11 protein-coding genes and 1 pseudogene are annotated in these 13,090 nt (G+C 66.9%); 8 read left to right on the top strand and 4 right to left on the bottom strand.

The genetic code is table 11. The annotated features are described in order from the left end of the window. The 5 genes and pseudogenes from AC1DR1_RS15050 to AC1DR1_RS15030 form a co-directional block, all read left to right on the top strand. Positions 1-1,361 (top strand): annotated as a pseudogene (locus AC1DR1_RS15050) (hypothetical protein); the annotation flags it as partial. Between the two features lie 308 nt (positions 1,362-1,669). Beyond that, on the top strand, positions 1,670-2,485 hold the full coding sequence (locus AC1DR1_RS15045; RefSeq protein WP_364748624.1) for a methyltransferase domain-containing protein: 816 nt from the start codon (positions 1,670-1,672) through the stop codon (positions 2,483-2,485). A 128-nt stretch (positions 2,486-2,613) separates the two neighbouring features. Then, the gene (locus AC1DR1_RS15040; RefSeq protein ID WP_229994346.1) at positions 2,614-3,066 is read left to right on the top strand and encodes a hypothetical protein; all 453 of its coding nucleotides are present in this window, start codon (positions 2,614-2,616) and stop codon (positions 3,064-3,066) included. A gap of 172 nt (positions 3,067-3,238) precedes the next feature. Beyond that, positions 3,239-3,790 (top strand): dihydrofolate reductase family protein, encoded by a 552-nt coding sequence (locus tag AC1DR1_RS15035; protein WP_364748629.1) that lies wholly within the window; start codon positions 3,239-3,241, stop codon positions 3,788-3,790. A 49-nt stretch (positions 3,791-3,839) separates the two neighbouring features. Continuing rightward, a complete protein-coding gene (locus tag AC1DR1_RS15030; protein WP_229994348.1) occupies positions 3,840-4,463 on the top strand; it encodes a LysE family transporter in 624 nt (207 codons plus the stop codon). Between the two features lie 64 nt (positions 4,464-4,527). Here the strand turns inward: AC1DR1_RS15030 and AC1DR1_RS15025 are convergent, their stop codons facing one another. Continuing rightward, positions 4,528-5,454, bottom strand: a complete 927-nt coding sequence (locus AC1DR1_RS15025; RefSeq protein ID WP_476992824.1) for a PaaX family transcriptional regulator — start codon at positions 5,452-5,454, stop codon at positions 4,528-4,530. Positions 5,455-5,657: 203 nt separating this feature from the next. Between AC1DR1_RS15025 and AC1DR1_RS15020 the strand changes: the two genes are divergently transcribed. From AC1DR1_RS15020 to AC1DR1_RS15010, 3 genes are all read left to right on the top strand, one after another. Next, the gene (locus AC1DR1_RS15020) at positions 5,658-7,031 is read left to right on the top strand and encodes an MFS transporter (protein ID WP_476992823.1); all 1,374 of its coding nucleotides are present in this window, start codon (positions 5,658-5,660) and stop codon (positions 7,029-7,031) included. Positions 7,032-7,159: 128 nt separating this feature from the next. Beyond that, positions 7,160-8,917 carry a CocE/NonD family hydrolase gene (locus AC1DR1_RS15015; RefSeq protein WP_476992822.1) on the top strand — a complete coding sequence of 586 codons (1,758 nt, stop codon included), beginning with the start codon at positions 7,160-7,162 and terminating at the stop codon, positions 8,915-8,917. Further along, the gene (locus AC1DR1_RS15010) at positions 8,914-9,396 is read left to right on the top strand and encodes a DUF3237 domain-containing protein (protein WP_476992821.1); all 483 of its coding nucleotides are present in this window, start codon (positions 8,914-8,916) and stop codon (positions 9,394-9,396) included. Before AC1DR1_RS15015 ends, AC1DR1_RS15010 begins: the two co-directional genes overlap by 4 nt. 107 nt (positions 9,397-9,503) lie before the next feature. On the opposite strand, the gene AC1DR1_RS15005 is transcribed toward AC1DR1_RS15010, so the two are convergent. The 3 genes from AC1DR1_RS15005 to AC1DR1_RS14995 are packed head-to-tail and all read right to left on the bottom strand — an operon-like array spanning position 9,504 to position 13,040. Next, the gene (locus AC1DR1_RS15005) at positions 9,504-11,084 is read right to left on the bottom strand and encodes an acyl-CoA synthetase (RefSeq protein ID WP_476992820.1); all 1,581 of its coding nucleotides are present in this window, start codon (positions 11,082-11,084) and stop codon (positions 9,504-9,506) included. 41 nt (positions 11,085-11,125) lie between these two features. Then, positions 11,126-12,526: an MFS transporter gene (locus AC1DR1_RS15000; protein ID WP_229993136.1), complete on the bottom strand. Its 1,401-nt coding sequence runs from the start codon at positions 12,524-12,526 to the stop codon at positions 11,126-11,128. 58 nt (positions 12,527-12,584) lie between these two features. Then, complete coding sequence (locus tag AC1DR1_RS14995) at positions 12,585-13,040, bottom strand: MaoC family dehydratase (protein ID WP_018774069.1); 456 nt, start codon at positions 13,038-13,040, stop codon at positions 12,585-12,587. Between the last annotated feature and the right edge of the window lie 50 nt (positions 13,041-13,090).

Raw genomic sequence — 13,090 nt, 5'->3', positions numbered from 1 at the left:
CCAACGGCACCAACCTCTACAGCTTTGACCTCGATGGCTCCGACGCTGACGGAACCTCGCTCGCCAGCCAGGGCACGTTCCTGCCCGCAGGCCGCGCCTACATCAAAATCTACGGCGAAAACAGCCAGGCAAGCTGGGGCAGGACCTACACCCTCAACACCACCCTGACCGCGGGGACCGGCGAACTCGAACCCAACAGCAGCACCGCAGCCGCAACAGTGGTGCCCCTTGGAACCACCATTTCCGGTTCAACACTTAGCGCAAACTACTACGACACCGATTACTACGCGATCGACCTGCCCAAGGCAGGCAGGGCCGGCCTGAACTTCAGGTTCCCCGCCGGCCTCGGCACCGGTTCCCTCTATACGCTCAGSATCTACAGCGCCAACGGCACCGAGCTCTACGGCTTCGACCTCGACGGCACCGACGCTGACGGAACCTCGCTCGCCAGCCAACAAATCAACCTCCCCGTTGGCCGCGCCTACATCAAAATCTACGGCGAAAACAGCCAGGCAAGCTGGGGCAAGACCTACACCCTCAACCTGGGCTGGATTTGGTCCACAACTCCGGTACCAGGCATCTCCGGGACTGCCCAAGTGGGCCGGACCCTGACCGCGGTTACTGGAACCTGGTCGCCCACGCCGGACGTACTGCGTTTCCAGTGGTTCCGCTCCGGAACCGCCATCACGGGGGCGACAGGGAACGCCTACACCCTGCTTGCCGCCGACTACGGCAAGATCATCACTCTGAAAGTCACCGGGAGCAAGGCCGGGTACCCCAGCATCACCAAGACCTCCGCCGCCACAGCAGCAGTCGCGAAAGGCTCCCTAATAGCGCCGATACCGACCATCACGGGCACGGCTAAGGTCGGCTTGATCCTGACGGCGACGCCGGGAACCTGGGGACCATCACCGGTGACCCTGACGTATCAGTGGAAAGCCAACGGCGTCGCCATCACCGGCGCGACCTCCACAACCTACAAGCCTGTTGCAGCCGACGTCGGCAAAACCCTCACCGTCACCGTCACCGGAACCAAGACCGGCTACACCACCGCCGCGAAGACCTCCGCCGCCACAGCAGCAGTCGCGAAAGGCTCCCTAATAGCGCCGATACCGACCATCACGGGCACGGCTAAGGTCGGCTTGATCCTGACGGCGACGCCGGGAACCTGGGGACCGTCACCGGTGACCCTGACGTATCAGTGGAAAGCCAACGGCGTCGCCATCACCGGCGCGACCTCCACAACCTACAAGCCTGTTGCAGCCGACGTCGGCAAAACCCTCACCGTCACCGTCACCGGAACCAAGACCGGCTACACCACCGCCGCGAAGACCTCCGCCGCCACAGCAGCGGTCGTTTGACGGCGGTAGATGGATCCGGCCGCCTAAATTAACGGTCAGACACCACTGCTTCTACCTGCGGGCGCAGATCAAGGCGTAGGAGCCAGCACGAATTGCAGCTCCCAAGCCTTTCGTCGGAATGGAAAGCTGCGGTGCAGCGTTTGCGCCGCCTGGGCGAGCCCCACGTACGTGCCCTGCCTTGGCCTCCCAGATCCACTCCCACTGCCTGGGCGGGGGCCGCCTCATCGCTGCGCTACTCCGGCACTTGTCGGGAATGGCGGCAGTTGGGGGTACACCCTTTTCCGGGCGCGGGAGGGTAGCGTTCCATTATGAGTGCGCAGCAGCCTGACGATGTGTACACGCACGGCCACCACGAGTCGGTGGTCCGTGCCCATGCCTCCCGCACGGCGGAGAACTCGGCAGCGTTCGTGCTCCCGCATCTGATGCCCGGGACCTCCGTCCTCGACGTCGGCTGCGGCCCGGGCAGCATCACCTGCGACTTCGCGGAGCTGGTGGCGCCGGGCATGGTCACGGGCCTGGACCGCTCCCCCGACATCATCGCCCAGGCCGCGGCCCTCGCCGTCGAGCGGGGCCTGGACAACGTCGGCTTTGCCGCCGGCAACATCTACGACCTCGACTTCCCGGACGAATCCTTCGACGTCGTCCACGCCCATCAGGTCCTCCAGCACCTCACGGACCCGGTCGCGGCGCTGCGGGAGATGCGCCGGGCGGCCAAGGCAGGCGGGATTGTGGCGGTGCGCGACGCCGACTTCCACGGAATGAGCTGGTACCCGGCCATCCCCGAGCTCGACGACTGGATGGAGCTCTACCAGCGGATCGCGCGCCGCAATGGCGCCGAGCCCGACGCCGGCCGCCGGCTCGTGTCCTGGGCGCAGGCCGCCGGCTTCACGGATGTGGCGCCGTCCAGCAGCAACTGGCTCTACGCCACTGGGCATGAGCGGCGCTGGCAGGCCCGGGTGTGGGGCGAGCGGGTGCTGCATTCGTCCTTTGCCGACCAGGCGCTCGAGTACGGCCTGGCCAGCGAGGCGGACCTGGCCCGGATTTCCGCGGGCTGGCACCGGTGGGGCTCCACCGACGACGGCTGGTTCCTGATTCCCAACGGCGAGGTCATCGCCCGGGCTTGAGCGGCCGTAGGCGGTCACAGGACCGGCACAGCATGCCGAAAGCGCAGCCATAACTCCACGTCTAAGGCTGGTTCCAGGCCGAAAACTCGGCCGGTCCGGCATCCGGGCCTCTGCGAAGGAGTTTCACAATGGCAAAGATCAACAAGACCACCGCGGGCATCATGCTCGCTGCGGTGATTGGCGGCGGCGCCATCGGCGCGTCGGCCATCCCCGCGATGGCTGCCGATTCGACCAGCAGCTCGTCCTCCACCCAGGCCACCGATGGGTACGGCACCGGCGGCCAGCGGGGCCCGCACCAGGCCAACGGCAAGACGGAGGAGGTCCTTACCGGCGACACCGCCACAAAGGTCGAGGCTGCGGTGAAGGCCGCCCAGCCGGACGCGACGATCGAAAGGATGGAGACCGACGCCGACGGCGCAACCTACGAAGCCCACATCACTAAGGCGGACGGCACCCGCGCTACCGTCCTGCTGGATGCGAACTTCACCGTGACCGAAACCCAGGAAGGCCAGGGCGGCCCCGGCGGAGGCCATGGCGGCCCGGGCGGCACCGCCACGGATGGGTACACTTCCAACGGCTAACCCTCAGCGGGCCTTGGGCGCGCCCCGGGCACGCCCAAGGCTCGCGGGGCTGGCGGCGCAGCCAGCCTCCGGGGCGGGTCGCTGACGAGATTTCGGCAGCCATTCCGTGCTTCCGGATCAGCGGATAGGGTGCACTAGAGACCCGCTAGAGACCCACGGCAAGGAGAACCCCATGCGCAAGTTGACGGCCGGCCTTTTCTGCTCAGTGGACGGCGTGGTTGAAGACCCGTTCCTGTGGCAATTCGACAGCTTCGACGAAGAGCTGGGTGCCGGAATGGGCGAGATGATGGGCCGGATCGACACCGCGCTCCTGGGCCGCGTCGGGTACCAGCAGTGGGCGGAGTACTGGCCAAACGCCGAGAGCGACGCCGACTTCGCCGGGTTCATCAATCCGCTGCCGAAGTTTGTCGCGTCCCGGACCTTGACCGGGGAGCTGGAGTGGCAGAATTCGCGCCTGATCGAGGGCCCGCTGGAGGACTTTGTTGCGGGCCTGAAGGACAGCGACGGCGGCGAAATAGGGGTTTTCAGCAGCATCTCTCTGGTCCACCAGCTGCTGTTCGCCGGGCTGCTCGACACATTGATGCTGATCGTCCATCCCGTGATCGCGGGCAGCGGGCGGCGTTTGTTCAACGACGGCGATCCCCTCACCCGGCTGGAGCTGCAGTCGTCCCAGCAGACCAGCAAAGGCAACATGATCCTCAGCTACGGCCTCCGCCGAGACTGACTCCCGTCATCAATCAGGCCGGCGGCGGCCTGGACCGTAAACTTGGCGGGTGCAACCCTCCCTTTGGCTGGCCCTGGCCGGCGCCGGCGTCCTGATCAGCTTCACTCCCGGCGCGGGCGCCATCAACACGATGAGCAATTCCCTGAACTCGGGATTCCGCCGTTCCCTCTGGGGCATCCTGGGCCAGCAGGCCGCCCTCGTGGTGCACATCCTGATCGTGGCCCTCGGCGTCGGGGTGCTCGTGGCGAGCTCACCGGTCGCCTTCAACGTGATCCGCTACGCCGGCGCCGCCTACCTGGTCTACCTGGGCATCCGGCAGTTCCTGCACAAGCCGGATCTGGACCAGGAGAAGGCCGCCGCCCTGCGCAACGAACCGGGCCTCTCCATGTTCCGCCGCGGCCTGTGGGTCAACCTGCTCAACCCCAAAGCCGTGGTCTTCTTCCTGGCCTTCATGCCCCAGTTCATCCGGCCGGAGCAGCCGCTGCTGCCGCAGTACGTGGTCCTGGCCGCCACCGTGATCGTGATCGACGTCCTCGTCATGTGGTTCTTCTTCGCGGCGGCGGCCCGGTCCTTCCAGCGCTTCACCCGCGACGCCGGCGGACAGAAAGTGCTGAACCGGACATTCGGAGGGCTCTTTGTCGGCGTCGGCATCCTGCTGGCGGCGATCCACTAGGCACGTTCCACTAAGTTCGGGGGCCGCCGCCCGGACCGGATCACAGCCCGATCACCAGTCCGGGTCAGAGCCCGGGTGTCACCGACAGCACCCGCGCCGTACCCGCCAGCTCGGGGGCTTCCCGGGCCACGATTTCCTCGACGTAGGCAGTGGCAGCGTCGGCGAGCCCGTCGTAGAGGCGGACAAGGAGTTCCCTGGCCTCTGTCCGCGGCCAGGCCTCCGGCAGGAGCTCGGCGGGAAGATCCGGGTCACTCCAGGGGAACGCCCGCCACGCATCCATCAGTTCAGTCCTGACCCTGAAGGCCTCCGCCGGGCTGACCGTTCCGGCGTCGAGGCGTTCAGCCCAGGGCGTGAATTTTTCGGTAAAGGGCCGGTATTGTTCCCTGAACTCCTGCGGTGACCAGGCCTCCACGAGCCGTTTGCCGCGGAGGCTGGATTCAGCGGTTCGGAAGATGACGTAGTCGTCCACGCCATAGCCCTTGCAGGTTTTTTCGAGTTCCTCGGAGTGGTCGCGCGGAGAGACCCACAGCGCCCCGAACAGCGGCGCGAATCCGCGCCACCGCAGGCGTGAGCGGAACATCTCGCGGACATCCCGCGACGTCTCCGGAATCGAAAACGCGATGACGGTCCAGTGGCCGTCCCATTGGCGGGACTGTTCGCCGAAGACGGAGACCTGCTCGAGGCCGTGACGGAGCCGGTTGCGCGCGCCCTGGGTGATGCGGTAGCGCGACGTACGCCCGGCACTGGATTGTTCGAGCACACCCCGGGACGCCAGGCGGCTCAGCGCCGTCGCCGACGCCGAGGCCGTAATTCCCAGACCCGCGGCCAGGGCAGCGATGAGCCGGGACGGCAGCCATTCCTCGCTCTTGAACCAGTAGTCAACCAGCAGGGTGAGCAGCTGGTGCTGGGTGGACGGCCCCTTCAAAGGCCGCGGAAAGTCGATGGCCAGGTCCGGGTCCATGCCGGGTAGGGAGGCCGGCCGCTCGCTCATCACGACTCCATCATGCCAGTCACATTCGCCGCCATTTTTATTTTGCACTTACATTGACGGACGCTGAATCAAGTGCATACTATTGCAACCAGAGTGACGGAGGCCACAGCCGACCCCGCCCGCCCTGCTCAGCATGCGAGCCCAAGATCTTCCCCCAGCCTCACCTTTCCCCGCTAAATCCCTGCCCACCTAGGAGATCCGCAATGACCGCTGGTCCCATCGTTCCGCCGACGCCGTTGACGCCGCCCGCGGACCAGGCCCGCCCCGTTTCCCCCGAGGGAACCAAACATGCCCGCCGCGCCGCCACCGCCAGCTTCATCGGCAGCACCCTGGAGTACTACGACTTCTTCATCTACGGTTCGGCGTCCGCCCTGATCTTCAACAAGATCTTTTTCCCCGGCATCGATCCCGCCCTCGGCACTATCCTGTCCATGGCCACCATCGGCATCGGCTACGTCATCCGCCCTCTCGCGGCCAGCGTCATCGGCCACTATGGCGACCGCCTCGGACGCCGTCAGATGCTGGTCCTGACGCTCGTGGTCATGGGCGTGGCCACCTTCCTCATCGGCTGCCTGCCGCCGGCATCCGCCATCGGTGCGGCCGCCCCGGTCCTCCTGGTCGTCCTGCGCGCACTTCAGGGTGCCTCCGCCGCCGGCGAATCCGTCGGCGCCGTCACCATGACCATGGAACATGCCCCCAGCAACAAGCGGGCCTTCTACAGCAGCTGGGTCAACACCGGCGCCGTCGCCGGGATCATGCTCGCCTCTTTGGCTTTCCTGGCAGTGTCCCTGCTCCCGCAGGAGGACCTGCTCAGCTGGGGATGGCGGCTGCCGTTCCTCGCCAGCATCCTGGTGGTCGCCGTCGGCCTCTGGATCCGCCTCCGGTTGCCCGAATCCGAGGTGTTCGAAGCCGCGAAGGAAGCGGAAACCGAGAAGGAACTGCCCATCAAGGTGGTCCTCCGCGATCACTGGCGCACCATCGTCAAAGTCATCTTCTTTGGGCTCTGGAGCGTGGTGTCGTCGGTCTTCGCGGCCTTCGGGCTGGCCTACGCGACCGGAGAATTCGGAATCCCGTCCGCTGTCATGCTCGGGGTCACCATCGCCACGGCCGCCCTGGGCATCATCGCCCAGCCCTATGCCGGCATCCTGGCCGACCGGATCGGCCGCAAGCCGGTCTTCATCACCGGCAACATCATTTGCGCCGTGGCCGCCTTCGCCTACTTCTGGTCCATCAGCACCGCGTCCATACCGCTGATCTTCGCCAGCGGGATCCTCTTTATGACCGTCGGCTACGGGATGGTCAACCCGCTGGGCCCGGCCATGACGGCCGAAATGTTCCCGACGAAGATCCGCTACTCCGGTGCCGCCACGGCCTCGCAGCTGGGCCTCGTTGTCACTGGCTTCGCGCCGGCCATCGCCGCGGCCATTGTCCAACCCGGCCCCACCGGGTGGATTCCCGTGGCCGCCTTCACCGCGGCCTGCTGCCTTGCTTCGGCAGCCGTGACCGCCATCTGGGTCAAGGAAACCTACAACGTCCCCACCGAGGCGCTGAGTACCAGGGAATCCGCGAACGCCTAGATCCTGGTTCCCGGACWGTGCGGAGGGGCGGCCGGGCAGCACCKGGCCGCTCCCCTCCGCACTTCCCGAACAACCCACAGCCCTCGAACACACCACAGTCCCTGACCAAAGCAGTGAGGAACCCTTCCGTGACACCGCGCCCCGCGCTAAAACCCGTGCTAATTGAACAAGACGTCGAAACCCGGATGCCGGATGGGACCATCCTGCGATCCACGGTGTACCGCCCGGCGGACGGGGAACCGTGCCCGGTGCTGCTGACCAGGACGCCCTACGGACGCGACCTCTCCGTCAACTCCGCCTACTTCAACCCCGCAACCGTCGCGGCCGCGGGCTACGTGGTCATCATGCAGGACTGCCGCGGGCGCTTCGGCTCCGACGGGGGCTTCGACCCGTCCGCCAATGAAGCGTCCGACGGCGCCGCAACCGTCGAGTGGGCCGCACTGCTGCCGTATTCCAACGGTGCCGTGGGGATGTGGGGCCGGTCCTACTTCGCGGAGACACAGTGGCGGGCAGCGTCCCTGGCTCCAAACGGCCTCGCCGCCCTCTCGCTCGGAATCTCCGCCGGGGCCACCGCGAACAACGGCTCCCTGTACCGCGGCGGCGCCTACGAGCTCGGCAGCCGGTTCAGCTGGGGCCACGCCTCTATCTCAGCCAACGAACTCCTCCGCGAATATGCGGGCGACCCGGAACTGCAGGGCAAGGAATTCCAGGCGTGGCTGGATCTGGACCGCTCATTTTCCGACGGCAGCGCCTTCGACACCCTGCCGCTGCGGGAACTCTCGGCACAGCTTGGCACATTCATGAACCGCCATGTCCTTCCTTCGGCCGGAGAATCGCCGGGCAACAGTTTCACGCGCCTGTGGGACGAAGCATCCATCAAGCCGGTGTCACTGCCCACACTGCACATCGGCGGCTGGTTCGACATCTTCTGCCCCAGCACCCTCTCCCAGTACGCGATGCAGCTCGAGCACAGCCGAACGGGGGCTGCACCTGCGCCCCGGCTTATCGTGGGCCCGTGGGCCCACACGAACTTCTCCGGCAGCTACCCCGAGGTGAGCTTCGGACTGAGCGCGGCCGGGGGGATGATGAACGGCCTGGGGGATCTTTCCGGGCTCCAGACGGCCTGGTTCGACGCCGTGCTCAAGGACGAACCCGAGCGGCTTCACAACGTCCCGGCTGTGCTGCTCTACTTCATGGGCGAAAACCAGTGGCGCGGCTTTGATGAGTTGCCTTCGCCCCGCAGCCACCGCTCCTGGTTCTTCGGCGCGGACGGGTCGCTGCAGGACACTCCGGGATCCGGCGGCTCCGTCGAATACGACTACGACCCCCTGGACCCGGTCCCCACCGCGGGCGGCGCCACCATGATCCACGGGGTCTTTCCCGCGGGCCCAGCCATGCAGCACGCCGTGGAGTCCCGCGCCGACGTCCTCACCTTTACCTCAGAGGCGTTCGAGGAGCCGGTCACCGTGTTCGGTGAGGTCAGCGCCACGTTCTTTGCGTCCTCCACCGCCGTGGACACGGACTTCGTGGTGCGGCTCTGCCGGGTCGCTCCGGACGGCACATCCCTGGGCTTTGCCGACGGCATTGTCCGCGCCTCCTGGCGGGAAAGCCACGCCGGGACAGGGCTGTACCAGCCGGGCCACGCGCCGTCGCTGATCGAACCCGGCCGGCCGTATGAATACACCGTAAATCTCTGGCAGACGGCCTACACCTTTGCCCCCGGCGAGCGGCTCCGCGTCCAGGTCACGTCCAGCTGCCACCCGCGCTGGGACCGCAACCTCAACACCGGCAAGCTGGCCTATGACTCCACCGACGCGGTGGTGGCCACGCAGAGCGTACTGTTCGGTGCTAACAACCCCAGCCGGCTGACGGCTGGAATCCTGTGAGCGCGCCATCGCCTGAAGCCCCAGAAGCCCCGGGGCTGACCTTCCTCGCGGAACTCTCGGTCACCGTCGGCGAGCCGATCGACGTCGGGCCAACGCCGGAGGGCCACCGGCGCGTCATCCCGATCACGGGCGGAACGGTCAGCGGGCCGGCCCTGAACGGGCGGGTCCTCCCGGGCGGCGCGGACTACCAGCTCCTCCGGAGCGCCACGCTGACGGAGCTGGACGCCCGGTGCGTCCTGGAAACCGACGACGGCCACCGGATCTTCGTGCACAATTCAGCGCTGCGCCACGGAAGCGCCGGGGACATCGAACTGCTGAACTCCGGCGCCGCCGTCGATCCTTCAAAGATCTACTTCCGCTGCTGGCCGCGGCTCACCACCGCGTCCCCGGCCCTGGAATGGCTGAATACACGCCTCATGCTCGGGACGGGCGAACGGCAGCCCGGGCGGGTGGTCATCAGGATCTTCACGGTCGATTAACGGCCGCCCGCCTCCCCGACACACGGAAAGGCCGGGGGCTGCGTCACCGCAGTCCCCGGCCTTTCCTTGTGCTTCGCCCACTCGCGCCGGGGGCGTCCCTGCTCCCGTCAGACGTGCCCGGGCGTCAACTTCCTCAGGTCTGCCTTCCGGATCTTGCCGCTGGCCGTCCGGGGCATCTCGTCCACGAAGACCACGGACTTGGGGATCTTGTACCGCGCCAGCCGGCCCTCCAGGTGGGAGCGCAGCTGCTCTTCGGTGAGCCGGGCCCCCTCCCGCAGCAGCACCACGGCGCGCGGCACCTCGCCCCATTTCTCGTCCGGCACGCCGATCACCGCGACACTGCCGACGGCGTCGAGCTCGGCGATCGCCTGCTCCACCTCGGCCGGGTAGATGTTTTCCCCGCCGGAAATGATCATGTCCTTGAGCCGGTCCGAGATGAACACGAAACCGTCCGGGTCCTTGTAGCCCATGTCACCGGATTTGAACCAGCCGTCCGCGGTGTAGGAATCCGCCGAGGCCTCGGGCCGGTTCCAGTACTGGTGGATGACGTTGGGACCCTTGATCTGGATCTCCCCTACGGTTCCGGGCGCGGCGGGGCCCGCCTCCGGGTCCAGGGGATCGGCCACCCGGACATCGGTGAAGAAATGCGGCAGGCCCGAGGACCCGGCCTTGTCCCTGGACCGGGACGCCGGCAGTGTGGTGGCGCCCGGGGCCGTCTCGGTCATGCCGTAGCCGTTGGAGAAGCGCAGCCCGCGCCGCTCGTAAGCTTCCAGGACCCGCATCGGCACGGCGGACCCGCCGCACGTCAGTTTGTTCAACGAACTGAGGTCCGTGGCGTCCCAGTCGGGATGTTCACACAGCATCTGGTACGTGGTGGGCACCCCGCTGATGGTCGTTGCCCGGTGCCGCTCGATGAGCTCCAGCGTCCGGCGCGGATCGAACTTGGCCTCCAGGACCACCGTGCCGCCCTTCAGGAGGGTGGGCAGGACGCCCATGTCGAGGGAGGCGACGTGGAACATCGGGGAGATCATGAGGGCGACGTCGGTGGAGGAAAAGTCGAAATCGACCAGTACGTTGACGCAGTTCCACGTGATGTTGCCGTGCGTCAGGAGCGCGCCTTTGGGGTTTCCGGTGGTTCCGGAGGTGTAAAGGATCATGGCCGCGTCGTCCAGGCCCACGGGCTCGTCCGGCGGCAGCACCGCACCGGAGGCGATCACGGCCTCAAACGCCTCCACGGCGGTTCCGCCGGCCGTTCCCCCGACCACGGCTCCGCCGCCGTCGGGAACCGCGGGGTCCTCTACGACGATCCGCGAACCCACCGCGGTGTCCGCCGAGCCGCGTTCCGCGAGCACCGCGAGCGCCGCCGAGTGCACCAGCAGGACCGCGCCGCTGTCCCGGAGCTGGAACTGGATCTCGGGCGGCGCGAGCCGGGTGTTCAGCGGGACGAAGACCGCCCCGGCCAGGCCGGCGGCGAAGAGGGTCTCCAGGAAGGAGGGATCGTTTTCGCCCAGGTAGGCCACCCTGTCGCCCTTGGCCACGCCGCGGTCCCGGAGGGCGTTGGCGAGCCGGGTGGAACGATCCGCGAGCTGGGCGTAGCTGAGCTCCCTGTCCCCTGCGATGACGGCGCTCTTGGTGCCCGACTTCGGGCGGCGCCGTTGCAGCCACGAGCCGATGCCAAAATTCTCCACGGCAAATCCTTTCTAGTTAGACGGTAGCGCCTGCGGGCCGGTCAGGACCCGACAGCCTGCAGATCGTTGTTCTTGGGCTCGCGCGTCAGCAGGATGAAGACGATTGACACGACGGACATGATGGCCAGATACCAGACCACGGAGGAGGTGTCCTGTCCGGAATCCTTGAAGATCTGCGCCACAATGCCCGGTGTAAATCCCGCGCCGAGGAGCGTGGCGAGCTGGTAGCCCAGCGAGGCGCCGGTGTAGCGCGAGGTGGTGCCGAACTGCTCGGACACGAAGGCCGCGAGCGGGCCGAACAGGGTGGAGTGGATCATGAGGCCGACTGCGAATGCCACGAAGATCAGCCCGATGTTGTTGGAGGACAGGAGCTGGAACATCGGCGTGAGGTAAAGGATGAAGAGCACCAGGCCGCCGATCATCACGGGCCGCCGTCCCAGCTTGTCGGAGAGCCGGCCGCCCATGATGACGAAGGCGATGGATACGAACGAAGCTGCCGCGAAGGCGTAGAGCACGCCCTGCCGGTCCGCGCCCTTGGACACGGCATAGGTCACGGAGAACGTGGCCAGCACCACCTGGAGCGCAAACCCGGCAGCGCCGGCCAGCATGGTGAAGATCAGGGTCTTGGGCCGGCGCAGGACCTGCAGGAGGGGAATCTCGCGGCGCACCGGCGCGCTGCCCTGCGCCCTCCGCTGCGGCTGGGCGTGGTCCTGATCGGCCTGCTCCCGCTCGGCTTTCTCTTGTTCGGCCTTCTCTTGCTCCAGTGCCGCCTTGAAGATGGGGCTTTCGGAGACCTTGAGCCGGACGAACATGCCGATGCCCAGGAGGACGAAGGAGAGCAGGAACGGCACGCGCCAGCCCCAGGCCAGGAACTGCTCGTTGGGCAGGGCCGCGAAGGCGCCCATGACCAGGGTGCCCAGCACCGCACCGGTGGGGGCGCCGGCGTTGACGAACGAGGCCGCGAAGCCGCGCTTGCCCGATTCCGAATGCTCCAGCGCCATGAGGGCGGCACCGCCCCACTCCCCGCCCACGGCAATGCCCTGGCACACGCGGAGGAACACGAGCATCACGGCACCCCAGGCGCCGGCCACCGCGGCGCCTGGCACCAGCCCGATCAGGGTGGAGGCGATGCCCATGACCAGCATCGAGACGATCAGCATGTTCTTGCGTCCGAGCCTGTCGCCGAAGTGGCCGAAAATGATGCCGCCGAGGGGCCGCGCGACATAGCCGGCGGCGAAGGTCCCGTAGGCGGCCACCACGCCCACCCACTCGTCCGCGCCGGAGAAGAACACCTTGGGAAAGACCACGGCGGCGGCCGTGGCGTAGAGCAGGAAGTCGTAGTACTCGATGGTGCTGCCGAGATAGCTGGAGGCAATGACGGTCCGTGCTTCACGGCGACGCGTACCCGCGTCCATGGCCTGCAACTGCGAAATTTGGGACATCGTTGTTCCTTGTGGGCAGAGGGATGAGGCAGAGGGATGGTGAAGTGGCTGGGGCGGCTTACTTGTAGAAGCGGGCGAGGAACTCGGCCACGACGGCCGGGCGCTCCTGGCCTTCGATCTCGATCGTGTTGGCCACCTTGATCTGGGCGCCGCCCTTGACCTCGGTGACTTCTGCGATGGTGGCCCGCATGCGGATGCGTGAACCCACCTTGACCGGCGAGGTGAAGCGGACCTTGTCGAGGCCGTAGTTGACCTTGGTGGTGACGCCGTCGACGTCGAAAAGCTCGCCCCAGAACGGGATGATGAGCGAGAGCGTGAGGAAGCCGTGGGCGATCGGGGCGCCGAAGGGGCCGTCCTTGGCGCGTTCCGGGTCCACGTGGATCCACTGATCATCGCCCGTGGCGTCGGCGAACTTGTTGATCTGTTCCTGGGTGATTTCGCGGTAGTCGGTGACACCGAGGTCGGTGCCGGCGAGGGTGAGCAGTTTGTCGAAGTCGACGACGAGGTTGGGCATCTTTGGCTCCTGTGATGGTTGGGATGAGTCGAACGACGGCGGCGGGACGC

Source organism: Arthrobacter sp. P4_F10 (assembly GCF_056401435.1).
Note: the sequence above shows the minus strand (reverse complement) of the source record. Positions and strands in the feature narration are given on the sequence as shown.

Excerpts from the sequence above, each read along its gene's own strand:
- AC1DR1_RS15025 (WP_476992824.1), bottom strand. The coding sequence starts at position 5,454 with ATGAGCGAGCGGCCGGCCTCCCTACCCGGCATGGACCCGGACCTGGCC.
- AC1DR1_RS15040 (WP_229994346.1), top strand. The coding sequence starts at position 2,614 with ATGGCAAAGATCAACAAGACCACCGCGGGCATCATGCTCGCTGCGGTG.
- AC1DR1_RS14995 (WP_018774069.1), bottom strand. The coding sequence starts at position 13,040 with ATGCCCAACCTCGTCGTCGACTTCGACAAACTGCTCACCCTCGCCGGC.
- AC1DR1_RS15045 (WP_364748624.1), top strand. The coding sequence starts at position 1,670 with ATGAGTGCGCAGCAGCCTGACGATGTGTACACGCACGGCCACCACGAG.
- AC1DR1_RS15000 (WP_229993136.1), bottom strand. The coding sequence starts at position 12,526 with ATGTCCCAAATTTCGCAGTTGCAGGCCATGGACGCGGGTACGCGTCGC.
- AC1DR1_RS15020 (WP_476992823.1), top strand. The coding sequence starts at position 5,658 with ATGACCGCTGGTCCCATCGTTCCGCCGACGCCGTTGACGCCGCCCGCG.
- AC1DR1_RS15035 (WP_364748629.1), top strand. The coding sequence starts at position 3,239 with ATGCGCAAGTTGACGGCCGGCCTTTTCTGCTCAGTGGACGGCGTGGTT.